This is a genomic window from Hymenobacter negativus, assembly GCF_017571495.1.
Taxonomy (GTDB): Bacteria; Bacteroidota; Bacteroidia; order Cytophagales; family Hymenobacteraceae; genus Hymenobacter; species Hymenobacter negativus.
The window spans coordinates 77,075-100,360 of record NZ_JAGETZ010000008.1; the positions used below are offsets into that span (position 1 = coordinate 77,075).

The window sequence follows — 23,286 nt, forward strand, 5'->3', positions numbered from 1 at the left end:
CCCGGCCCACTCCTCCCAAGCCCCCGCTATCGCGGCCCAACGCTCCCCGCTCACTGCCGAAAGCTCCACCACCCCCTCCAAAGGCCCGGCCCACCACTACGAACGGTCAGCCCATCACTACGAACGGTCAGCGCAAGGTCTTTTCAGCCGTTTGGAGGGGGCAGCGTGGGGGGGGCGTGCACGGCCTCGCACCAGTGCCGGTGGGCTGGGCCACAGCTATCGGGCGGCGTAGCGGGCCTTGCCGCTGCCTATCTTTGGCCCGGCCCGGTGGCCGCCGCTTCGGCGGAAGAAGTGTCGGAGTTGGGGCCGGTGCTGCCTGGGGAGGTGCTGCCCGTCGAGTGCGGCGGCGTGGTTGGGGCCCTGCCAAAAAGGGCAAGTAGCACGATGAGGACGAAGAGCACGATGATGCCTTTCTTGCTGGAAATGGATACACCGGCCAGGTGCGGGGCGGGAGGGGGAGGCATGGGCATTGGAAGGGTGAATAGAGGCTCAGCCCCTGAAATCTGGCATGTACGTGCGGGCGCTAATCTCATTGTTGGGCCAAAACACAAAATCGTCCGACTCTACTACCCAGCCCGGCTGCATATTGCCCAGGTGGATGCCACCTATCCGTTCCCGCAACAGGCGAAGCGTGGGGAAGCCCACGGCAGCCGTCATTTTGCGCACCTGCCGGCAATTGCCTTCGGTGATGGTGATGGACACCCAGGAGGTGGGTCCGTCGCCAACGTTGCGAGCGCAGGGCGGGAAATAAGGGCCAGCGTCGAGCCGGCGGGCGAGGCACGAACTGGTCGGGTAGGCCTCGCTCTCGACGCCGGTTTGGAGCCGGGCGATGGCGGCGGCGTCAATCAGGCCATCGACTAGCACGTGGTATTCCTGCGCTGTCTTGTAGCTCCGTATCAGGTCGCCAATCTGGTTGTTGGTGGTGAGCAGGAGCAGGCCCTCGGTTTCTTCCTCAAGCTGGTCGGTGGCCATGGTGCCGGCCGGGAAGTCGTGAAGCTCGCCCAGCAAGGGCTTTTTTACTTCGCCCGAAGACGGGCCACCGAACTGGCTAAGGTAGCCGTAGGGCTTGTGGACGGCGAAGTAGCGGTGCGACATAAGAAACAAATAGGTTGGCGCACCCTCAGCAAGCGCGTCAGCAATGGGACGTTCAGCCCTCGATACGCGTACGAGCGGGCCTTAACTATATTCAGCTACTTAAGGTTCTTAAAAAGAATAAGAAAACAGAAAATACGTTCATTGAATGAGCGAATAATCAATATGTTCGAAAGCAAATCGGCTTTGCAGTTGGTATAGTCGCTGTTCGGCAAGACCAACTGCTGGAGTTTCGAATGCATATTCTGCCATAATTGCTTTGCGAGTAGCGGCCGTTTGCAAAAATGGTCATTCAAAAGGCTGCCTCGCTGGTGCGTTTCTACGATGCGCGCCGACAAGGTAAAGTCAGTACCATCTTGTTTGCCTAAACCTGTTTTTCTGATGAAACCGCAACACCCCATTGCCTTTCTATGTTGCGTGGCCGGTATGGCCAGAGGGCAGGCCCCCACGGCTTTCCCCCTCGATAAGACGACGCGCCGGATATGCTACTCGGCGGTAGTACCGATGGCCGGTGCAAGCCAAGCCGACTTGCACGCCCGCGCCTTCGCTTGGGCCAGCAGCAAGGCCCCTGCCGGCCCGCCTCCCGTTGTCATCCAGGAGCCGGGTACCGAGGTGATTACCGCGGATGGGGCGCAGCCGTTTGCCTATACTTTTCCTTTTACGAACCACGGCACCCGCCTGCCGCAGCCCAATACCGTGAACATGGTGCTCCACTACACGGTGAAGCTGGCGGTCCGGGAAGGCCGCTACCGGTACGAGGTGACGGATTTTGTTTTCGAATACCCCGTGGCCAAGCCGCTGTCGTCTTCAAAGCGCCCAGTCGAAGACGACCTGATTAAAACACATGCCATCAACGAAGACGGGGGCAATATGCTGGAGGCCGAACGCAAGAGCTTTGCGGCCGCCGCCGCGAAGCTGCAGGTGCAGCTAAAAGAGAAGATGAATACGCCCGTGCTTAAGTCTGAAGAGCAATAACAATATAGGTATCCATTCGTAAGATGAGCTGGTGGCTGACTGCGACGCACGCTCCCTGCTGATGTGCGCCTCATGCCCGGCACATCCCGCCACATCAGTTGCCTCTCCTAGGGATGCTGATGACGGTGTAAAAACCGGATGCTGCTTTGAACAACCTAATCCGGACTGTATTGACCTGCCCGCTTCCATGGACCTTGTTTTAAAAGAAATCCTCATCTCGGCTGCACTGGCGCTGGTTGTCACGGTAGCCTTTATTTACGGCGCAATTTCGTCCTTCAACAAGGACGCGAAAAAGAAAGGCAGTTCGGAAAAGGGCTACGATTTCAGGTCTGTGGTTGCCGGCTCTGTCATCGGGTTTATTACCCTGTTCTGGCTGATTTTTTATGAGCTTTTCTGGCAGAGCCGCCGCTGGATTTAGCATTCATCCTGGCCAAAAATGGCTTTGCGAGAAGCCGTCATAACCTATCTACTGACCCATGCTGCTGTTTATTGAGGCCACGCCGGCCACTGTTTCGCCCACTTTGCCATCGTGGCTGGCCTTCCCGTTACTTCCACTAAGCCTGCTGGGGATGGTAGGGCTTTTCTATAGCATTCGGGGCTTGGTCCGCCTATTCGACCCCGCCGAAAATGCCTTTACGTTTTCGGCGGCCCAGCCGGCATTCCGCTTCACGCTCACCCGGCCCGGTCAGTACGAGGTGGGCTGCACCCGGCCCGGCCGCTGGGGGCTGCTGTTCACCTTGCCGTCCGTGGTGCTGGAGGTGCAGGCCCTACCCGGCGGCGTGGTGCAGCGCCTCACGCCGCCGCGCTGGAGCCGCACAAAGCGCACCAACCTGAGCGGCGATACTACGTTGCGCTTCGACAGCTTTTCGGCCGCCGCGCCCGGCGAGTACGAGCTGCGCAACCCCGGCGCGGCGCAGTTCAACCCCGGCGACCAGCTGCGCATCATCCCCGACGCGGGCTTTAAAACCGTGCTATTCATCCTGGCCATCATTGCCTCCGCGTTCGCGCTGCTTGGCGGCGGCATCGTGGGCTCGTTGGCGGTGCTGGGCTGAAGCGGCGTGCTGGCCAGTTGCTTGCATTTCCGCCTCCGTTCGGGCCGCGCGAGCTAGTGCTTTGCCCTACTTTGGGTTGTCATTCCGCTCCAATTTCGCCCCAACATGCCCGGTACCACCATCCACGCCATTAGCATCTACAAGCTGCTGGTGCCGCTGCGTGAGCCATTCGTCATCTCCCTCGGGCCGCTGCTGGCGGTGCAGAACGTGGTAGTGGTGCTGCGCACCGCCGATGGCCACGTCGGTTACGGCGAGTGCAGTCCCTTCCTCACCATCAATGGCGAGAGCGTGGATACCTGCTTCGTGGTGGGCCAATATTTTGCCCCGGCTTTGAAAGGGCGTGATGCGCTGGACCTGGCCGGCTGCCTTGCCGAGATGGACCGCATCATCTACGGCAACAGCAGCATCAAAAGTGCCTTCGATATTGCCCTGCACGATATTGCGGCCCAGCACGCCGGCCTGCCCATCTACGCGTTTCTGGGCGGTAAGCTCGATAAAACGCTCACCACTGATATGACCGTAAGTCTTGGCCCGCCCGCCAAGATGCAGGCCGATGCCATGCGCTTTCAGCAGGAGGGCTTCCCAGCCATTAAGGTGAAGCTGGGCGGAACGCTGGAAGACGATGTGGCCCGGATTCGGGCCATCCGGGACGGCATTGGCCTGGCGCACCCGCTGCGGGTAGATGCCAACCAGGGCTGGCAAACCGCCGACAACGCCATTGCTGTGCTGCAAGCCCTGGGCGAGTTCAACATCGAACACTGCGAGGAGCCCATCCTGCGCCAGCATTTCATGGAGCTGAGCCGGGTGTCGGCGGCCTCGCCCATTCCCATCATGGCCGATGAAAGCTGCGGCGACGAGCACGATGCAGCCCGCCTCATCCAATTGCAGGCCTGCCAGCTGCTCAACATCAAGCTAGGCAAGTCCTCTGGCTTTCATCGGGCCCAGAAAATAGCCCGCCTGGCCGAAGCCGCCGGCCTGACCCTGCAAGTGGGCGGCTTCCTAGAATCGCGGCTGGGCATGACGGCCGCGGCGCACCTCGCCCTCACCAACCCCGCCATTCATCACTGCGATTTTGACACGCCCCTCATGTTCACCGACGACCCGGTGTTGGGCGGATTCTGCTACCAGCCCGGTGGCGTGCTTGCAATGCCCACCGCCCCCGGCCTGGGGGCAACCATTGATGAAGCCTGGTTACGCCGGGCCGAGCAGGTGCATTTTTGAAGGCAGGAAGCGAAATGCCGCTGCGTGTATTGATGGGGCAAGAAAAGAACGTCATGTCAAGGGCAGTTGGCGCATTTCTGACGCAGAAGTAATCAATTTTACTGTTGCGATAGAAAGGCGTCGGCTGCCCTTGGCATGACGTTCTTATGAAAGTCGTAAATCGACTTCTATTGCCAATCCGTTATTGTACTACCAGCTTTTGGCTCACCAAGCCCTTAGTCGTGAACAGTTGCATGGTATAGAGGCCAGCGGGCAGGGCGCTCAAATCAAGCTCCCGCGAGGCAGACGCCACAGCGGCGGCTTCGCGGCGCACGACGCGACCAGTAGCATCAAGCACAATGAGCGGGGCCGCTAGCAGGGCCGGCTCGGTGGTGTTGAGGGCGTAGCGGCCGTTGGGGCTGGGGTTGGGCGAAGCCGTGACGGCAGCATTGAGAGCCGTGTTGCGGGTGGCCGTGGGGATGAGGCCAAGGTCAATGTCGTCGATGTATACCGACGTACCCGTGGTGATGTTGCTGGCCACACCCGATAGGAACATCAGGTGCACAGAGTCGGGGGTAGCGGTGGAGAGGTATGTGACGGGAAATGACGCCAGCGTGTAAGTGGACGACGGACTGGTCAGAATTTGGGTAACGTAACCTACCGTTTGGGAAGCGCCGTTTACGGTGGTGGTTAGTTCCATCTGCACATAAGCCGAGTCGGCCACGGCACTGGCACCGGTCAGCTTGTAGTAGAATTGCAACTGGGCGGGCCGCCCGGTGAAGGGCATACCCCCCAGCGAATTGCTGGAGTTTGAAGCCGCCCGCGAGCCCAGCACGAAGTAGGTGGGAAAGCCGCTGGCGTCGGTGGTGAGCTTGGCTGCGTAGGAGCCACCGTGGCTGTCGGTGGTTTTGGTCAGGGTGTTAAAGCTGGCCGGTAGTTGCGCACCGCCATCCTGCGCTACCAAGTCATCGTCGGTGAGCCAGCCGGTGGGCGCTTCTACGCCGCCTGCTACGGCTGTGGAACGGGTCGACCAAGTTTCGAGGTTGAGGTTGAGCACAGCTTGGGCATGGGCTGTGCCCAAGGTGAAAGCGCTAGCGGCAAGCGCAAGCGTAAAACGGGTAAGGGTTTTCATAGCGAAAACGGGTTAGGAAGTGAATGATGTGGCCAAATATACCAGCTAGGCCGTTTTTCACTCCCTGCAATCGACGGAGAAGGTCGGTAAGCCGACTAAACCCCATTCTACCACCCACTCACCTGCCCAGAATATGCAGCCCTATTCTACCGCCAGCCGCAGGGCCTGACCGCCAGCCCGCACCACGTAGAGGCCCGGCCGCACCCCGACCGGTAGTACCAACTCCAATGGCCCGGCGGCAGGCGATATGGCCGTAAGCAGTACCCGGCCGGTGAGGTCCAGCAGCTGTACCGACTGGCGCGGGGCTAGTTCTGCCACGGTCACGGTGCCGTGTGCCGGGTTGGGCCACAGCTGAAGCTTGGCAGCCCCGCCAGTGGGCACGGGCACGGCCCGCACCGGCGAAAAGGTTTCGGTGCCGTCGGCATCGGTCTGGCGCAGGCGGTAGTAAGCCATGGTGCCGGGCGCGGCGGCCAGCGTGCCATCATCGAATTGGTAGCGGCTGGGCCTAGTGCTGCTGCCCGCGCCCGGCACCCAGCCCAGGCGGCGAAAGTCGTGGCCATCAGGCGAGGTTTCGACAGCAAAACCGGCGTTGTTTTTCTCCGAAGCCGTGGCCCAGTTCAGGTGAGCCGTTGCGCCGTAGGCCTCCGCCGTGAAGGCCGTAAGCTCCACGGGCAGGGGCCGGGTGAGGGTGATGGCGGCGTTATTGATGGCAAAAAACACGTTGTCGATGGCTTGGATTTTCAGGCGGCCCCGATTAGTGGCCACGTTGGGCAGTTGCACCGTGGCCACGCCTGTGTTGGGGGTGCTGGCCAGCAGCACCAGCGGAAAGCTCTGGCCGTTATCGGTCGAAAAAAGCACCTGCACATTGGCACAGTTCACGGGAGCGCGGTCGGTGCCCAGCACGGACCAGTTGAGGCGGAGGGTGCTGTTAGAAGCCGCTGTGACGGTGCCCCGGGGCTCGATAATGGCAAATGGGCCAGCTTCGCCCACGGTCAGGGTCACGTTGGCTCCGGCCACGCCACCCCCGCCGCTGCGGTTGTCACGCGCCGTGAATCGGAAGTTGAGCGAGCGCGCCACACGGGGCAGTATTTCGCCCACCGAAGGCGTGTTCGTCAGCAGGGTACTCAGTTGCGGGAAGGTGCGCTCGGGGCTGGTAACAGGCGCGAAGCTGCGAAACAGCGGTGGCCCCGAAGCATCGGTAGCGGCTCCGGTCAGACCACTCGGGTTGCCAAGGTCCAGTTCCTCCCAAGAATAGGTGAGTGGGTCGCCGTCGGGGTCGGTACCAGAGCCAACCAGGGTGAAGGGCGTGCCCTGCGGAATGGTGTAGGTATTGCTGGGCGGCACAGTCACGGTGGGCGGCTGGTTGCCGGTGGGTGTCTGGGTGCCGCACTGCAGCTCGGGCCGGATGATGCTGAGGCTGGCGGCGTGAAAGTAGCTGATGCCTGGTCCTACATCGTCGGGGTAGCAGCGCTGGTCGTACGACATGATGGTGTTGCCCGCACCCGGCTCGTAGGCGAAGCCACCGCTGCGGTTGCCACCGCCGCAGTTGCCCTTATCACCGTTGAAGGTGTGGTTGGAGCCCAGCTGGTGCCCCAGCTCATGGGTAGCCACAGTGGCCATCAGTGCGGCCGAGCCGCCGGTAGAAGCGCCGCCACCTTTATAGGGCGCGTAGCATACCACGTCGATGTAGGCAATACCTGAGTAGCCACCGCTTCGGAAGCCCAGTACATGTGCTAAGTCGTAGCTGCCATTGCCGATGGTTCCATCCACGACGGCCTGGTTGCTGTTCATCAGGCTCGTGGGGTCGTTGTTGTCGTAGGGGTCGGTGGTGGTTCTGCTGTAAATCAGCAGGTCGTTGTTGGGCACTAATTCGAGGCGCAGTGCCAGGTCGCGCTCGTACACAGTATTCACCGAGTTCACCAATGAGGCCATGCTGGCCAGCGTGCCGGCCACGGTGCCACCGCCCAGGTTCTGGGTATACTCGCCGGTGGCGGCCAGTGCCAGCCGTAGCGTACGAAGCTGGCTGCCATAAGGCGTGGGAGGCGGGGGCGCATTGCCGCTGGTGGGTCGCGCTGCCCGCCCCAGCACCGGCAGCGCCTGACAGGTAAAGCCATCGGGGGCATCAGCAGCGCTCTGGTAGCGGTTGGTAGCGGCCGGGTCGGCCGCAATAGTGAGGGTGCCGGTGAGGGAGGTTACCTGTGCGTGCAAGCCGGCGGGCGACGTTTCGAGGCGCACGGTGGTAGTAGGGGCATCGAGGCTGCGGCCGGCATACGTACGAATCTGAGGGTATTGGGCGGCGAGGGCCGGGGCCAGCACCGGCACCAGGGTCAAGGCAAAGCGGTGCAGACTGCCATCAGGAAAGGGGAGCTCGACTGGTACGGCCGCCGCTGGGTGGCTTTCGGGCGGGGCGCTGGCCAGCCGCATATTCAACTGGCTGGCATCAAGAGTGAACCAGCTGCCCAGAGGCCTGCCTCCACCGCGGGCCATTGGCGCCTGTACTGGTTGCCATAGTGCCCCACCCGACTGCGCCACGGCTTCCCGGGCTAATAGCAACAAAGCCTGAACTAAGAACAAGGCCGCCGAGTAGCTCGTTTTCATGGTAGAAAGAATAAAATTGATAATTCTTATGAACAGATTAGGTGGATAAGCTGCTCGCTAAGTACTTAGGCTTATTATATAATCAGTAGAAAATTATGGATTATAGTGCATACAATTACGCGAATGTACTAGATGCTAATCTATTTGTTCAGATAAAGCTCCGCAAAATGCAAAGTAATCAGTGTTGATTATTACTACTGGTTATTACCTGTCAATTATCCTTAATCGAATAACAAACCTTTGCTGTCTGCAAGCTCCGATTAACAGCCTTTGGTAAGGGAAGCTGCCGCAGAGCGAACTGCAACCGATGTAGTGACATGTCCCTTTGCCTCTCGGCATTTGTGCCGTTTTAGCAAATCATTTAACTATGGATATGCGAAGGGAGCGTAGCTACATTGGCCCACCCGCAACCTTGTGATGAAGAAGGAACAGGCTATGGCAGGAATCGCGCTTTCAGCGCAGGGGTCGGCAGCATGCAGCTTTCTTGCCGACCAAACCAGCGGTAGCGGTGCCGCGCCACAAACCGGTACAGCGCATCGCGCCAAATACGAGGCAGCCAGCTGCCCACCGCTGCCAGGCGCCAGCTGCCGCCCAGCCCGTGCGCAATCCGCAGCACCGCATCGGAGTGGGAATATAGCTTCCCAGCGCTGAGCAAAAGCACCGATTCGGGCTCGGCAGCTACTATGGCGGGGGCAATGCCGTGGGCCAGCAGCAGGGCCCGCCCCGCGTCGCTCTGCAGCGCGGCGAAGCGAAAGCGGCCCGCCGGGTCGTGCCGAATAACGAACTGCACAAAGCCGTTGCAGAGGTTGCATACCCCATCGAACAGGATGGTATCGGGAGCAGGGGAGGGCATGGCAGGCGAAAAAGCTACTGGTACGGCGCAAACCTAAACCTACCTGCTTACCCCAGACCGGCCGTTGGAGTTGCCCGCCGTGTTGGGAAGCGCTGGCAACTACCGGGCTGAATAGCGGCAACGGGACCAGCAGGAAAAGAAGCGCCGGGTTTCTACGTAGAGAGGCTTTGGAAAAAATAGGGGTTTCTTCGGCAGCTGAATCCCGATTGGGAGCCGTATACATGATTTACGGACGACTTAGCGGGTAGCCAGAAGGAAATGGACCGACCGCCATGTAGCCAAGCCCGCTGAAGGGGCAGCGGTTGGCATTGTTCCATTCGCTGCTGCGGCGAGCCTGCCAAACTGACTTTATGAGCCAAGTACTTACGCCGTCGCCCACTCCCATTTCTGATGTTCCGGAGCTTTCCGCGCCAACTGGTTTCTGGGGTGTGCTCCGTCGGCCGTTTACCCTCGATTTGCGGGCGTTGGCGCTGCTGCGAATGGCCGTTGCGGCCGTAGTATTGGTCGATTTGGCTATTCGCAGTACCGACCTGGAGGCGCATTATGCCAACCTGGGCGTGCTGCCACTGCCCGTGCTGTTTGAGCACGCCTGGATGCAGTACGGATTTTCACTGCACACCGCCAGTGGGCTGTGGCAGGGGCAGGCGGTGCTGTTTTTGCTGGCGGCGGGCGTGGCAGGGGCGCTGTTGCTAGGCTACCACACGCGGCTGGCTACGGTATTCTCATGGGTGCTGCTGGTGTCGTTGCAAAACCGCAACACCCTCATCAGCCAGGGCGGCGACGACCTACTGCGGATGCTGCTGTTCTGGGGCATGTTTCTGCCCTGGGGGCGGGTCTGGTCCTGGGATACCCGCCACAAGCCGGAGCCCGCCCGCCTCGATTACTTCAGTGCTGCCACGGTAGCCTACATCGTGCAGCTCTGCCTGCTGTACTGGTGCACCGCCTTGCTCAAAACCGGCCCCGAATGGACCGAAACCGGCACGGCCCTCTACTATGCGTTCAGTCTCGACCAGCTGCTGCTGCCCGGTGGGCGGCTGCTTTATCCTTATCCGGAGGTGCTGCGGGGGCTCACCTTTGCTACGTATTATACCGAGCTGCTGCTGCCGTTTGCACTGTTTTTGCCGGTGGGCGTGCGGTGGTGGCGGCTGCTGGTTATTGGGGTGCTGTTCGGGTTTCATCTAGGCATCAGCCTCACTTTATACGTGGGGCTGTTTTTCCTGATAAACATGGCTTCGGTGCTGGGCCTGCTGCCGCCCATGGCGCTCGACTGGCTCACGGGGCGGCTGGCTTCCCACGCGGTACGCCTGCGAACCTGGCTGCAGCCGCGCCTGCCTGCCTGGCAACTGCCCTGGCAGCTACGGCTGGAGCGTACCCGCCCGCCCGCTGCCAGCCGCCGCCGATTGGGCCGGGCCGTACGCGAAACGTTCGTAGCCGCTGTGCTGGCCTACGTTTGCTGGTGGAACCTCGACGATGTGGCCGTGCTGCGCCCTGCCGGAGGGGTGATGGCGGAGCCCGTGCGCTGGTTCGGCTACCTGCTGCGGGTGGACCAGCACTGGGGCATGTTTGCCCCCGCCGTGTTCAAGGACGACGGCTGGTACATTCTGGAAGCGACTACTGCCGGCGGCCAGAAGGTCGATTTGAACCGGGCCGGCGCGCCGCTTACTTACGCCAAACCTGCCGCTGTGGTATCGCTGTTCAAAAACGACCGATGGCGCAAGTATTCCGAGAACTACCTGTTCGTCAACAACGCCTGGATGCGGCCTTATTACTGCAACTACCTGCTGCGTATCTGGAAGGAAAACCCCCAACATGCGCCGCTAAAGCATCTTTCGGTCGTTTACATGAAGGAGGTTTCGCTGCCCGACTACAAGGTGGCCAAGCCCACGCGGGAAGTTCTGTGCGATTGTGAGTAGCGGCGGCTATCCAAGCCCAAATACGGATTAGGAAACATCCGACAGCCCCACAGGCTCAACAACCTCACGCTACTTCGCTTTCACTCAAGAAGCCTCCTTTTTTAAGTAAATGGAGGCGTTTCGAGTGTTGTAGGTGATGGTCAGGCCCAGTGCTTGAGGTACTGAAATACCTCTGGATGCGTGAGTAGGCCGCCGTGGTGTTGCTGGCTGAATACGGCCGTGCGCACGCTGGCACCGGCTGGCAGTCCGGCTTCATCGCCGAAAGTAGTATGGCCGTGGGCGCTGCCTTTGCCCACTAGGCCATCGCCAAAATACTCGCGCAATGCGGCGGGGCGCGATGTGCGCAGCCATGCACCCACCAAAATATGGTATTGCACACCGGGGAGCGGCGGCACGGGCGTGCGCGGTGGCGTGAGGTCGTTGGCGTGGGCATCCTGCCAGTCCTCATCTACCAGAATGGAGTAGCGCAGGTCCTTGATGCCGTTGCTGCGCTGGTTGAGCGCCTTGCTCAGAAAGCGCGTCGGAAACAGGTTGATGCGTTCCAGCAGCCGCGCCGTAAAGTGCGAATTCTGCTCCAGCCACGAGCCGTCGTTGGGCGTGCCAATAAGGAACACGGAGCGCAAATGAGCTAGCCAGGGCGCTGTGCTTTCAGCCACTGCCTCGTCCTCAGTCAATTCAGCATCCTTTGCTACTTTGTTAAGCGGAGTAGCAGGCGAAGCGTAATATCCTGCCGAGCGGATAATCAGCCCGCCCATGCTGTGGCCTACCAGCACAAGCTCGCCCACGGCATCGGGGTAGGTTTCGACCAGTTGGGTGAGAAGGCGGTTGAGCTCGCGGCCGTTTTCGGAGAGGTGCAGGCCGGAGTTGAAGCGCAGGTAGAGGGCGCGGCTGTGGGTTTCCTCGGCCAGGCGGGGGCCGTAGCGCCGGCTGCCGGGCGCGTCCTGAAAGCCAGTTTGCCAGATGAGCTCGTCGCCCATCAGGCCGTGCACGTACACCACGGTTTTCTGGTGGGGCTCCAGCAGGCGCAGGGCCGCCACGGGCACGTCTTGGCCCCCGCGCCGAAAGCTCATTTGGATGGCTCGCGGGTCGTAGCGCGCCGCTAGCTGGTCGCCGAGGGCGCCATTGAGCACCGGTAGGAAAAAATGCTGGTGGGCCTGGCCCGCCCGCACCACATAGCTGGCACCGCGCACGGGCAGCAGGGCTGCCCGCCCCACGGCCCCCAGGGCGCGGCGAAAGCGGGAAGGCTGGGAAGCATCAGAATCAGACATGGGCGGGAATGGCGGCTAAGCGGCGGAAGACCCGAAAGTAACGGCCCGCGCGGTATTGCGTTGGCCTTCCGCCCGAAATCAACGTACTTTGCAAGACCAATCCCAAGCACTACTTCATGAAGCTTTCCATTCGTCCCGCCCTGGCCTTGCTGCTGGGCACCGCCCTGGCGGCCTCGCTTTCGTCCTGCGACTACCGCTGGAGCCCCGGCGAAAACGTGCAATTCAAACACGGTTTCGCCAACCCTCCCGGCTGGCACAATTCGGACGTGAACCGCGACAGCATCAACTATAAGCAGCGCGTAGAGCCGGCCGGCGGTGTGGGCTCGGCCGCCGCTATCAAGAACGGCAGCACGCAGGACCAACTGGATTCGGCCCCTTCCGGCAACAGCACCACCTCGCCCCAGAACGCCAGCGGCCAGATGGGCTCGCCCGACCAGGCCACCGGCGACAAAGGCAAGTCGGCAGAATAATTTTTTTTAGCGCTGCTATGAAAGCCCCTTACCAATTAGGCGAGGGGCTTTTTGCGTTCGGCCGAAGCTGAGCGCTAGAAAAAGCCTAGCCTCAAGCGTAGCAAAAAAAGCCAACCCCAAGCGCGGGCGGGCCCGTAGTAGCCTTGGTTTTTGCTTTGCTGGTTCCACCTTTTTCTTCGTTTGCTTATGCTTTCCAATGATGCCACGCGGGCCGATACGCCTGCTTTCACTGCCGTAGTACCCGGCCTGAGTGTGCTGCGCGACGTATTTGTGAACCTCTATTATGCCTTCCCGCAGGACCAGCCGGAGGGGCCGTGGGTGCTCATTGATGCTGGCCTGCCCGGCTCAGCCGACAAGATTAAGAAGCAGGCCGAAACCCTGTTCGGAGCCAACATCCCGCCCGCGGCCATCCTGCTCACGCACGGCCATTTCGACCACGCCGGTGGCCTTCAGGGCTTGCTCGAAGTCTGGCCCGACGCGCCCGTGTACGCCCACCCACTGGAGCTGCCCTTCCTCACCGGCCGTTCCAGCTACCCACCACCCGACCCCACGGTGGGTGGGGGCATGATGGCCTACCTCTCCTTTGCCTATCCTAAAACGCCCTATGATTTTGGCGAACGGGTGCACGCCCTGCCTGCCGATGGCAGTGTGCCCGGCCTGCCCGGCTGGCGGTGGGTGCACACCCCGGGGCACACCTTTGGGCACGTTTCCTTCTTCCGGCAACACGATAAAATTCTGGTAGCCGGTGATGCCTTCACCACCGTTTTCGCTGAATCGGGCCTCGGCACGCTCACCCAAAAGCAGGAAGTGCATGGCCCGCCAGCCTATTTCACGCCCGACTGGGATGCTGCCCGCGCTTCGATGGAGCTACTCGCACGCATGGAGCCCGCAGTAGCTGCCACTGGTCACGGCATCCCCATGCACGGCGAAGAGCTGCGCCGCCAACTGGCCGACTTCGTGCCCCGCTTCGATTCCCTGGCCCGACCCAAAACTGGCCGCTACGCGCACCAGCCCGCCCGGGCCGACAGCGGTGGCGTAACGTCTGTGCCACCGCCGTTGGTGAAACCCTGGCTGAAAGTGGCCGCCGTAGCGGGCCTGGTGCTGGGTGGCGTGGCGCTGGCCACTGCCGGCAAGAAAAAGGGCCGCAAAGCTAAAAAACGGGAAGACGGAGAAAAGCGCAACAGCAAGCCCAGCAATCAATTCGGAAACGATGCCCGCCAGTCTTATGCCGCCGCTACCAGCCGTTTGCCCAATGACGACGGGCTGACTGCAACCGCCCATCAATACACCGATTCGCTGGGCCGTAAGATTGAAACACAGTACCCATAACTACACCCGAGAAAGCCAGAAAAAAGGCCCATTCCTGCGCAGGAATGGGCCTTTTGTTTTAATTAGGTCAAAGTACGGAGAAGCTACAGCGCCACCGGCGGCTGGCCGGGCCGGGCGTAGCCGAAGCGCACGGGCGGCGCCACGGCGTGGTAGCCATCAAGACCGGAGATGCAGGCTGTGGCCAGCGCCACAAGGTCGAGGGTGCCGTCTTCGCGTAGGCCATCTTCCCGCAGGTACACGTGCTCCACGGTGCCCACCAGCAGCACGGTGCCGTTGCTGATGTGGTGCTCTTCCAGCAGGCGTAGGCCGATGCTCAAGGGACTTTCGGCTACGTAGGGCGCGGGAAATTCATCCCGGAATACGGCAGTGAATCCGCATTCGTCAAACTCCGAGACATCATCGGGGAAATTGGCCGACGTGTAATGGGCTGATGCCGCCCGCGCCTCTGGTACATGGTTGAGGGTGTAGCAACCGTTGGCCTTGAGGTTGGCGTAGGTGTGGCGCGGCACGGTGGTGGGCCGCGTCACGATGCCGAGCAGGGCCGGGTCGGAGCCCAGGTGCAGGGCTGAGCTAAACACGGTCAGGTTGGTTTGGCCATCCGCCGCAACGGTACCCACCAGGTTGGCCGGCTTGAAGCCTGGCAGCCCATTGACGAGGTTCAGGCGGTAGATTTTTTCAAAGCCAGCAATGTCGGCGGCAGTAAAGTGGCGCATGCGAGAAAGGCGAAGTAGGGAGGTATTGCGGCAATGACCGGCTCATTGCCGGAATTGTTCAGATGACTGTGGCGCTAGTGAGAGGCTCACCCCGGCTCCCTCTTAGATGGATAGGGGGCTACGGCGGCGTGGTCGTTGGCAATCGCCAGGCTCTCCGTGGGAGAGAGGCAGGGGGTAGGGGGTGAAGCCCCGCCCTAGCGCCCACCAACGCTTGCCGTACGGTCGAGGCAGAGGCGGTTGTAGTGGCAATGCAGAATGAGGGCGAAGAGGAAAAGCCCATATACCAGCTGCGTGCCCACCGTATCCCACTGCTCCAGCAGGCTGCTGCCGAACACCAGCGCTGTCATCAGCAGCATGGCCGCCGCCAGGGCCGGGCGGGTAAACAGGCCGATAATGAGCAGCAAGCCAATGCCGCCTTCCACAAACGGCAGCACCACCGCGAAGGGGCGCACCAGTAGCTCGGGCAGCAGGGAGTTAGCAAACTGCTTCACCATGCCTGCCTGAAACGCAGCCAGCTTGGGCAGCCGCACCAGAAAATGGGTCAGGAAAGCCACGCCCATCAGCAGGCGGCCCAGCACGAAGGCCAGCTCAGGATTAGTCAGATTCATGAAGCAAACGGTGTTGAAATGGAAGCACCGTTTGCGTCAACGCGGTTTCGGAGCGCGGGGATGCCTTGGGCTTACTTAATACGGGCGGCCCAGGCATCCATGTGGGTTTCCAGCACGGCCAGGGGCATCTGGCCCACGCTCAGCAGCTCGTCGTGGAAGGCGCGCAGGTCGAACTTCGCTCCCAGCTGCTGGCGGTACCGGTCGCGTAGCTCAGTGAGCTTGAGCTGGCCGGTTTTGTAGCTCAGCGCCTGGCCCGGAATGGCCATGTAGCGCTCTACTTCCGCCGTAGCGCCTTGCTCGCTGATAACCTCGTTATCCATCATGTACTGAATGGCTTGCTCGCGGGTGAGCTTGCCGGTGTGCAGGCCCACATCGGTTACGAGGCGCAGGGCGCGGTGCATTTCGGCACCCAGGTGGCCCATATACTGGTTGGGGTCGGTGTAGAGGCCTAGGGACTTGCCCAGGCTTTCGCAATACAGACCCCAACCTTCGCTACAAGCCGAATATCCCCCAAAGCGTCGGAACTTGGGCAAGGCGGTATTCTCCTGCTGCATCGAGGCCTGAAAGTGGTGCCCCGGCAGCGCCTCGTGCAAAAACAAGGTTTCCATGGCCGGGTTGGCAACGGTGTTGTATTTGGTGGCATCGAGGATGGGCACGTAGAAAATGCCCGGCCGCGAGCCATCGGGTGCGCCGCGGTTGTATTGGGCCGAGGCGGAGGCCGCCCGGTAGGCCTCGGTGGCCCGCACCTCAAAAAGCGCCTTGGGCCCGCGGCTAAACAAGGTCGGAATCGTGACCTCGACGCGGCCCTGAATGGCTCGGAAAGCGTTAATAACTTCGGCCTCGGTTTTGAAAGGCCGGAATTTGGGGTCGGTATTTACGTAGTTGAAATAGCCTTTGAGGTCACCTTTGAAGCCTGTCCGGTTTTTTGCCGTATCCATTTCGGCCCTGATGCGGGCCACTTCGGCCAGGCCGGTTTCATAAATCTGGGCCGGGGTGCGGGCGGTGGTAGTGCCCACCTGCACAGCGTAGGCATAACGGGCCGCGCCCTGCGGCAAGGCATTGATGCCCGACGTGGTGCGCGCCTTGGGCAGGTATTCCACTTCGAGAAAGTCGGTCAGCTTGCGGTATTGGTTTAGCACATCGCGCCGGATGGCGCTCTGGTAGAGGGGCGTCAGCCGGGCCTTGTCGGCGGGCGTGAAGGTTTTTGGAAAGTTGGCTACCGGCGCAAAAAACAAGCTGGTGGTGGGGTCGGCGCTGGCTACTGCTTTTAGCTGCGCTATCATTTTGGTCACGAGTGCCTTGGGTAGCACAATGCCACTGCGCTCGCCGTGCTGAAAGTTGGCAATGGCCGAGTCGGTCCAGGCGGGGAAGCTGCGCATGCGCGCCAGCCAGTTGTCGTAGTCTTTCACCGTGTTGAATGGCTGAGCGCCTTTGCCCGAGCCGAGCTGCGGCAGGCTGGTGGGCAGCCCATAAAACTGATTGAAAGGCATCATCCAGTTATTAAACCTGAACGCGGCTAACTCCTGGTCCAGCTCGTAGCGCAGAATGTCGTAGCTCAGCTGGTCGTTGGGTGTCAGGGCGGCGCGGTTCACACGGCGCAGGGCGTTGGAATAGTGCGTGTAGAAGGCGCGTAGGGTGTCGCGGTATACGCGGGTCTGGTCGTTGGGCAGCTTGTCGTTGAAGCGGTTGTCGCCCTGCACCGTGGCCCGGAGCGGAAACAGGCGGTTGGTGCGGTCGTGGTAGCGCTCAAATAATGTAGCCAGCGGAACCGAAGGGGCCCCAGCCGGCGCAGCCGCTTTCTTGGCTGCCTGGGCATGCACAGCCGGAGCAACAAATGACAGAACGACAAGCAAAAGGTGCTTCATGGGGCGACAAAATAATGGAGCACTAAAGTACTTATATTATTCATAAAACAAGAATAATTAGGAGCATTGCTTTTGCGTTGAGTCTCAGTTGCAAAACATCCACAGCGAGGCAAAGCAAAAAAGCCGCGTAGCGGTGACAGAACCACTTGGTAATCTGTCACCGCTACGCGGCTTTATGCTTCTGTTAGCTTCGTTGCTACAAACCTGTCGCCGCTACGTGCCTATTCCGCAACTCTGCTTGTTCGTTATACGGTAGCGTTGAGCAGCTTCCCTTTCTTATCGCTCCAGCTTGAACCCTGGTTCGCGGGCGGGAGCGGCGGTGCGGTTGGCTACGGCCCAGCCGGTGAGGTATATCCAGGTAGTCATGCGGGTTAGCTTGGCGTAGTCGATGGTTTTGGGCTCGTCACGGGGCGTGTGGTAGTCGGGGTGGAGCAGGGAAGTGTACATCACGGCCGGGATGCCCAGGCGGGCGTAAGGCAGGTGGTCGGAGCGGAAATACCAGCGCTCGGGGTGCGTAGGCTTGTCCCACTCAGTATCGAGCTTGAATTTTGGCCCCGCCTGGTTGGCTGCCAGGGCTGTCTTCACCAAATCGGAAGAGTTGAGGTGAGGCGGCGTCGAACCTATCAGTGCGGCGCTGTCGGCAGCGTTGCGGCCCATCATCTCAGCGTTGAGCACGGCCACAATACTGGCTTGGGGCACCGTGGGATTGGCTGAGAAGTAGCGCGAGCCCAGCAGGCCTCGCTCCTCAGCCCCGTGGTACACAAACAGCGCCGAGCGCCGGGCTGGCTGCTGCCGAAAAGCCCGCATGATGGCCAGCAGCGCGGCGCAGCCGGTGGCGTTGTCGTCGGCCCCGTTATAGATGGAATCGCCGGCTACGGGCGCGCGCACGCCATCGTGGTCCTGGTGGGTGCTGAAGAGAACGTACTGCTTTTTCAGCTCCGCATCGGTGCCGGGCTGCCGGGCCACAACGTTGACGGAAGGGTAGAGGAAGCTCTCCGTCCGCAGGTCGATGCTGACTTGCTGACCGGCCTGTTGCACCCAGTCCTTGGCCGTTTCGGGGAGCAGAATGGTGGGCGGCGTGCTCACCGGTTGGGTGGCAGCATCGCCGGGCAGGCCGTAGCGGCCCCGTTCGTAGGTGTGGCCCCAGTGCTCGTAAATGGCCTGCGCTCGCGCATCGGCCACAAACACCACGGCCACCGCACCCGCCTTCAGCAGCTCAGCCGACTTATCAGTCATCACCTGTCGCAGGTAGTAGCGGAAGCTCGATTCGGCCGGCGGCGTGCCCGAAAACAGCAGCGCCACCGCCTTGCCTTTCACATCGACCTTGGCCAGCTCGGCCGCCGTGCCCGTGCCCACGTACAGCAGCGGCGCCGTAATGGCGTAGGTAGTGGGCGCAATCACCAGCGCATCCTCGTGCAGCTTTAGCTGGTGCGTACCGATGCTGAGCCGGCTGGCCTTCGTCAGCCGCGTGCGCTGCAAGTGGAACCATTGGAAGTAGGTCCCATCGTCGCCGGCCGGCAGTAGGCCAATGGCCCGAATCTGCTCGGCTAGCCAGGCCGAGGCCTTCAGTTCATCGAGCGTACCGCCCTCGCGGCCCCGAAAATGGTCGCCGGCCAGAGCATACAAGTCGCGCTTAATATCGGTTTCCCGGATGGCGCTTTCGGCGTTGGCGGACTTGGGAGCGGGCTTCTTTTGGGCTGATGCGGCTAGTGGCGCGGTCAGCGTAAGGGTGGCAAGCAGCCGGAAGCCCAGGTTGCGAAGGGTAGTTTGCATAAAGGAGAAAGTATGGTAGCCGTAATTTGTTTGTCGTGAAAATTTGGGCCTTAACGCGGCCCATCCGATGCAGCATTTTGCAAATACTGGTCGAGCCATTCTACCCACAGCCGGTTCCATTCGGCGCTGCGCACTGGGTCAGAGGGGACGTGGGCAGAGATGGGGAAGGCCACGAAACGGACGGGTACGCGGTGGTCTTCCAGGGCGTGGTAAAGCTTGTAGGCATTGGCGATGGGCACGCGGTAGTCGCCCACGTTGTGCAGAATGAGCGTGGGCGTGCGCCAGCGCCCGGCCCTTGAAATGGGCGACTGCGCCCGGTAGCTGGCCAGGTTTTCGGCGCTGAGCCAGGGCGAGGGTCCGTAATGCACTGCATTGGCTACGTTGTTGTCGCTCAGGTTGTAGCTGTCCAGCAAATCAACCACCGAGGCGGCGGCCACAGCGCAACGCCAGCGTCGGGGCTCGCCCATCAGCCAGGCCGTCATCAACCCGCCGTAGCTGGCGCCCGACAGCGCCATGCGGCTCGTGTCGACCCAGCCGCGCTGTTCCAGCGCCCGGATGCCAGCCAGTACATCGCGCCCCGGCCCGGCTCCCGCATCGTTCCGAATAGCGCGCTGAAAGGCGTAGCCCAGGTTGTCGCTGCCCCGGTAGTTAGGCTGAAACACCACGTAGCCCCGCGCTGCCACCGCCTGTCCCAGCCCGTAAAACGCCACCCGCGAGGCATTCGACGGGCCGCCGTGCATCATCAGCACCAACGGGTATTTTTTGGCGGGGTCGAAATCAGGCGGGTAAGTGAGGATGCCATTGGGGCGCAGCTCATCGGAGGTCCACTCCAGGGCTTCCAAGCGGCCCAGGGCCAGCGCTGCAGTTTCGTGGTTGAAATCGGTGAGGCGGCGCGGGGCAGCCGTGGGCGACGCCAGGTAGTACAGCTCGGCCGGGCGCCCCGGCTCGTTGGCCGTCAGGGCCACGGAGTTGCGCCGGCTAATTGACATCTCCACCCAGTAATTCCCATTGGGCGATACCGCGCCCAGCGGCAGCTTACGGGCCTTGCCACTCAGCGGCTGCTGCCAGATGGACACGCCCGCTCCGTCGTTGCCGCCCACGAAAAGACTTTTGCTATCGGGGCTCCACACTGCCCGTTGCAAGTTGCGGTCGATGGGCCGGGTGAGCGGGCGTGGCGCACCGCCATTAGCCGGAATCACCTGGAATTCCAGTCCCTCAAAAAAGGCCGTATCGCGTGGCGTCTGGTAGCTAATCCAGCGGCCATCGGGCGAAAATGCGGGCAGCTCAATTTGGCGGGGCGGCCCGCTCAGCATCCGGATGGTACCGGTGGCCACCTCCACAGTGCAGAGGCTGCTGGCTGGGTCGCCGGCCTGGGGCGTGGCGCGCCGCGTGAACACCAGCGTGCGGCTATCCGGCGCCCAGTCAAAGGGCTCGGAAGAGTCGTCGGGCAGGCTCCAGGTACCACTGGTGAGGCGGCGGGCAGGCTGGTTGCCACTGGCATCGGCCAGCCAGAGGTGGTCGGGAGCGGGGGAGGCGGTGAGCGTGGCGCTGCCGTCACCTACCTCGAAACTGTCGTTGCCGCGCTCAATTTCGGCTTTGTTGGCGGGCTCGTCGGCAGCAGTGTAGGCGAGCGTCCTGCCATCAGGGCTCCAGCGGAAATGCTGTACGTTGGTAGGTCCAGCGGTTACCTGGCGGGCTTCAGCGGTGCCGGTAGGAGCCTGGATAAAAAGCTGCGTATGCGCGTCTTTGCCCGCGCCCGTGCGAGCCAGGAAGGCCACCCGGTCGCCGGTGGGCGACCAGCGCGGCTGCTTCACGGTGGGCCGGCCGGCTACCAATACGCGCTGTTGGCCGCTGGTAGTTTCCACCATTACTACTTCGGCCTCATGGCGGTTAGCAGTTAGGTTGGGGCGCGAAACCACGATGAGAACCTGCCGGCCATCGGGTGAAAGCTGCGGGTCGGTTACGCTCACAACTTTGCCAATGTCGGCCAACTCGAAGCGGCGCTGGGCGCAGGCCGCGTTGGGCAACAGCAGCTCGATAAACTGCAGCAAGGCTGCGGACCAGAAACTGATAATCTGATTTTGCATGGCAGAAGGTAAGGAATACGGGTTACTCCTTAGTGCATGATGCTTTGGTGGCTTCTGAGCAGTTGCAAAAAAAGAGAGCCCCGCAAACGGGGCTCTCCTGCAATGAATATTATCCGATGAGCGACTACTTTTTCCGCCGCACAGGCTGCTTCGGTGGCACATCAATGGGCTTACCGGGGCCCAGCTTGCCGCCGGGTTTAGCAGCCGTCATCGGGAAGTTGCGCTGCTTCATTAGCGCATCAATCTTCGGGTCGCGACCCCGGAAGGCGCGGTAGCCCGCGGCCGGGTCCACGGTGTTGCCCACCGTGAACACGTTTTGGCGCAGGCGGGCAGCCACGGCTTTGTCGTAAGGCCCGCCGGCCTCGGTGAAGGCGCTGGAGGCATCGGCCGCCAGCACCACCGACCACAGGTAGGAATAGTAGCCCGCCGAGTACCCATCGGAGGAAAAAACGTGGCCGAACTGCGGCGTGCGGTGACGCATCACCAGCTCGCTGGGCATGCCCATTTGGGCTAGGGTTTCGCGCTCAAACTTGTCGGGGTCAATTTTCTGGCTGCCGGCCAGGTGTAGCTTCATGTCAATCAGCGCGCTGGCCAGGAATTCTACCGTGGCGAAGCCTTCGTTGAAGCTGCTGGCCTTGTCGATGCGGTCGACCAACGCCTGCGGAATGGGCTTGCCCGTTTGGTAATGCAGGGCGAAGCGGCTGAGAACTTGCGGCGTCGGTAGCCAGTTTTCGAGCAACTGCGAGGGGAATTCCACATAGTCGCGCACCACGTTGGTGCCCGAAAGGGTGGGGTAGGTTACGTTGCTCGACAGCCCGTGCAGGGCGTGGCCGAACTCGTGAAACAGCGTGGTGGCGTCGGTCCAGGAGATGAGCACGGGCTCGCCGTCCTTGCCTTTCACGAAGTTCGAGTTGTTCGACACAATGGTGGTGACGTTTTTACCATCGATGCGCTGCTGGTCGCGGTAGGCATTCATCCAGGCGCCGGAGCGTTTGCCGGGCCGGGCGTAGGGGTCGAAATACCAGAGGCCCACCTGCTTGCCATTAGTTTTGTCGTTCACCTGCCACACCTTCACGTCGGGGTGGTACACGGGCACATCGGTCACGGGCACGAAGGCGAAGTTGAATAACTCGCCGGCCACCCAGAACATGCCCTCGCGCATCTTGTCGAGCTGCAGGTACTGCTTTACCTCGTTTTGGTCGAGGTCGTAGCGGGCCTTGCGCACCTTCTCGGCGTAGTAGCGGTAGTCCCAGGGCTCGATTTTGAAGCTGGCGGGGGCGCCTTCTTTCAGGGCCAGGGCCTGCATGTCGGCCACTTCCTCGTGCACGCGGGCCACGGCGGGCTTCCAAACCTGTTCCATGAGCTGCATGGCGTCTTCGGGCGTCTTGGCCATGGTGTTGTCGAGGCGCAGGTGGGCGTGGGTGGCGTAACCCAGCAGCTTGGCCCGCTCGGCCCGCAGCTGCAAAATCTGGGTGATGAGGGCGTTGTTGTCGTGGGCACCGCCGTTATCGCCCCGGTTGGTGAACATGCGCCAGGCCTTTTCGCGCAGCTGGCGCTGGTCCGAGTACGTCAGGAACGGGTCGATGCTGGACCGGGTGTTGGTGATGACGCCCGCCGCCGCAATCTTGCGCGTGCCCGCCGTGGTTTTGGCCGCGTCGCGCAGCGAGGCCGGCAGCCCGCCCAGGTCCTTATCGGTTTTCAGCACCAGCACCGAGTCCGATTCATCGGCCAGCACGTTCTGCGAAAACTTGGTGAACAGTCCCGCCAGCTGCTGGTTTATTTGCGAGAGTCGCGCCTTGGCCGTGGCATCCAGCTTTGCCCCAGCACGCACAAACTGTTTATAATCAACTTCCACCAAGCGCTGCTGCTCCGGGGTGAGCTTCTTAATTTCGGGTGCTTTATACACCGCTTCGATGCGCTTAAACAGCGCCGCGTTCTGCGTAATCTGGTCGCTGAAAGCTGCCAGCTTGGGCGCCATTTCCGTCTCGATGGCGCTGAACGTGTCATCATTTAGCGTGCTACTCCAGATATCGTACACCGTATTCACGCGGATGAGCGTCTGGCCGCTGCGCTCCAGTGCCACAATGGTATTCTCGAACGTGGGCGCCGCCGGGTTGTTGGCAATGGCATTGATTTCGGCCAGATTCTCAGCCATTGCCGCTTCCAGCGCCGGCTTAAAATCGGCCACTTTCACCTTGTCGAACGCGGGCACACCGCCGTGGGGGCCGCCCCAGGGCGCGAGCAGCGGTTGACTGGCGCTGGTGGCTACCGTGATGGTAGGAGCAGTGGATTGGGCCATTGCGGGAGGGGAAAGTACGGTGAACGTCAGTCCGAGGGCAGCCAGGAAACCGGTCAAAC

19 protein-coding genes are annotated in these 23,286 nt (G+C 61.5%); 7 read left to right on the forward strand and 12 right to left on the reverse strand.

Features of this window, described 5'->3' with window-relative positions; all coding sequences use genetic code 11:
* Nucleotides 1-248 precede the first annotated feature (248 nt).
* Nucleotides 249-464 carry a hypothetical protein gene (locus J4E00_RS16915; RefSeq protein ID WP_208176371.1) on the reverse strand — a complete coding sequence of 72 codons (216 nt, stop codon included), beginning with the start codon at nucleotides 462-464 and terminating at the stop codon, nucleotides 249-251.
* A gap of 25 nt (nucleotides 465-489) precedes the next feature.
* Nucleotides 490-1,095: a pseudouridine synthase gene (locus tag J4E00_RS16920; RefSeq protein WP_208176372.1), complete on the reverse strand. Its 606-nt coding sequence runs from the start codon at nucleotides 1,093-1,095 to the stop codon at nucleotides 490-492.
* A 378-nt stretch (nucleotides 1,096-1,473) separates the two neighbouring features.
* On the opposite strand from J4E00_RS16920, the gene J4E00_RS16925 reads away from it, so the two are divergent.
* From J4E00_RS16925 to J4E00_RS16940, 4 genes are all read left to right on the forward strand, one after another.
* Nucleotides 1,474-2,067, forward strand: coding sequence for a DUF4468 domain-containing protein (locus J4E00_RS16925; RefSeq protein WP_208176373.1), 594 nt, complete (start codon nucleotides 1,474-1,476; stop codon nucleotides 2,065-2,067).
* A 31-nt stretch (nucleotides 2,068-2,098) separates the two neighbouring features.
* Nucleotides 2,099-2,485 carry a hypothetical protein gene (locus tag J4E00_RS16930; protein ID WP_208176374.1) on the forward strand — a complete coding sequence of 129 codons (387 nt, stop codon included), beginning with the start codon at nucleotides 2,099-2,101 and terminating at the stop codon, nucleotides 2,483-2,485.
* Nucleotides 2,486-2,543: 58 nt separating this feature from the next.
* On the forward strand, nucleotides 2,544-3,119 hold the full coding sequence (locus J4E00_RS16935) for a hypothetical protein (protein ID WP_208176375.1): 576 nt from the start codon (nucleotides 2,544-2,546) through the stop codon (nucleotides 3,117-3,119).
* A gap of 105 nt (nucleotides 3,120-3,224) precedes the next feature.
* A complete protein-coding gene (locus tag J4E00_RS16940) occupies nucleotides 3,225-4,340 on the forward strand; it encodes a mandelate racemase/muconate lactonizing enzyme family protein (RefSeq protein WP_208176376.1) in 1,116 nt (371 codons plus the stop codon).
* Between the two features lie 181 nt (nucleotides 4,341-4,521).
* Here J4E00_RS16940 and J4E00_RS16945 read toward each other — a convergent pair whose 3' ends face one another.
* The 3 genes from J4E00_RS16945 to J4E00_RS16955 form a co-directional block, all read right to left on the reverse strand.
* On the reverse strand, nucleotides 4,522-5,451 hold the full coding sequence (locus J4E00_RS16945; protein ID WP_208176377.1) for a T9SS type A sorting domain-containing protein: 930 nt from the start codon (nucleotides 5,449-5,451) through the stop codon (nucleotides 4,522-4,524).
* A gap of 141 nt (nucleotides 5,452-5,592) precedes the next feature.
* Nucleotides 5,593-8,049 carry a reprolysin-like metallopeptidase gene (locus J4E00_RS16950; protein ID WP_208176378.1) on the reverse strand — a complete coding sequence of 819 codons (2,457 nt, stop codon included), beginning with the start codon at nucleotides 8,047-8,049 and terminating at the stop codon, nucleotides 5,593-5,595.
* 433 nt (nucleotides 8,050-8,482) lie between these two features.
* Complete coding sequence (locus tag J4E00_RS16955) at nucleotides 8,483-8,902, reverse strand: thiol-disulfide oxidoreductase DCC family protein (protein WP_208176379.1); 420 nt, start codon at nucleotides 8,900-8,902, stop codon at nucleotides 8,483-8,485.
* 350 nt (nucleotides 8,903-9,252) lie between these two features.
* On the opposite strand from J4E00_RS16955, the gene J4E00_RS16960 reads away from it, so the two are divergent.
* Nucleotides 9,253-10,815: an HTTM domain-containing protein gene (locus J4E00_RS16960; protein WP_208176380.1), complete on the forward strand. Its 1,563-nt coding sequence runs from the start codon at nucleotides 9,253-9,255 to the stop codon at nucleotides 10,813-10,815.
* A 140-nt stretch (nucleotides 10,816-10,955) separates the two neighbouring features.
* On the opposite strand, the gene J4E00_RS16965 is transcribed toward J4E00_RS16960, so the two are convergent.
* Complete coding sequence (locus J4E00_RS16965) at nucleotides 10,956-12,083, reverse strand: esterase/lipase family protein (RefSeq protein ID WP_208176381.1); 1,128 nt, start codon at nucleotides 12,081-12,083, stop codon at nucleotides 10,956-10,958.
* A 116-nt stretch (nucleotides 12,084-12,199) separates the two neighbouring features.
* Here J4E00_RS16965 and J4E00_RS16970 point away from each other — a divergent pair, with 116 nt between their 5' ends.
* Entirely contained in the window at nucleotides 12,200-12,553 is a 354-nt protein-coding gene (locus J4E00_RS16970) for a hypothetical protein (RefSeq protein WP_208176382.1), read from the forward strand.
* A 186-nt stretch (nucleotides 12,554-12,739) separates the two neighbouring features.
* Nucleotides 12,740-13,882, forward strand: coding sequence for an MBL fold metallo-hydrolase (locus J4E00_RS16975; RefSeq protein WP_236049913.1), 1,143 nt, complete (start codon nucleotides 12,740-12,742; stop codon nucleotides 13,880-13,882).
* 83 nt (nucleotides 13,883-13,965) lie between these two features.
* Here J4E00_RS16975 and J4E00_RS16980 read toward each other — a convergent pair whose 3' ends face one another.
* The 6 genes from J4E00_RS16980 to J4E00_RS17005 form a co-directional block, all read right to left on the reverse strand.
* Nucleotides 13,966-14,595: a flavin reductase family protein gene (locus J4E00_RS16980; RefSeq protein WP_208176383.1), complete on the reverse strand. Its 630-nt coding sequence runs from the start codon at nucleotides 14,593-14,595 to the stop codon at nucleotides 13,966-13,968.
* Nucleotides 14,596-14,789: 194 nt separating this feature from the next.
* Nucleotides 14,790-15,203 (reverse strand): MauE/DoxX family redox-associated membrane protein, encoded by a 414-nt coding sequence (locus J4E00_RS16985; protein ID WP_208176384.1) that lies wholly within the window; start codon nucleotides 15,201-15,203, stop codon nucleotides 14,790-14,792.
* Between the two features lie 71 nt (nucleotides 15,204-15,274).
* A complete protein-coding gene (locus tag J4E00_RS16990; RefSeq protein ID WP_208176385.1) occupies nucleotides 15,275-17,068 on the reverse strand; it encodes a DUF885 domain-containing protein in 1,794 nt (597 codons plus the stop codon).
* 276 nt (nucleotides 17,069-17,344) lie between these two features.
* On the reverse strand, nucleotides 17,345-18,841 hold the full coding sequence (locus J4E00_RS16995; RefSeq protein ID WP_208176386.1) for a M28 family metallopeptidase: 1,497 nt from the start codon (nucleotides 18,839-18,841) through the stop codon (nucleotides 17,345-17,347).
* Between the two features lie 50 nt (nucleotides 18,842-18,891).
* Entirely contained in the window at nucleotides 18,892-20,928 is a 2,037-nt protein-coding gene (locus tag J4E00_RS17000) for an alpha/beta hydrolase family protein (RefSeq protein ID WP_208176387.1), read from the reverse strand.
* 124 nt (nucleotides 20,929-21,052) lie between these two features.
* A complete protein-coding gene (locus tag J4E00_RS17005; protein ID WP_208176388.1) occupies nucleotides 21,053-23,227 on the reverse strand; it encodes a M3 family metallopeptidase in 2,175 nt (724 codons plus the stop codon).
* Between the last annotated feature and the right edge of the window lie 59 nt (nucleotides 23,228-23,286).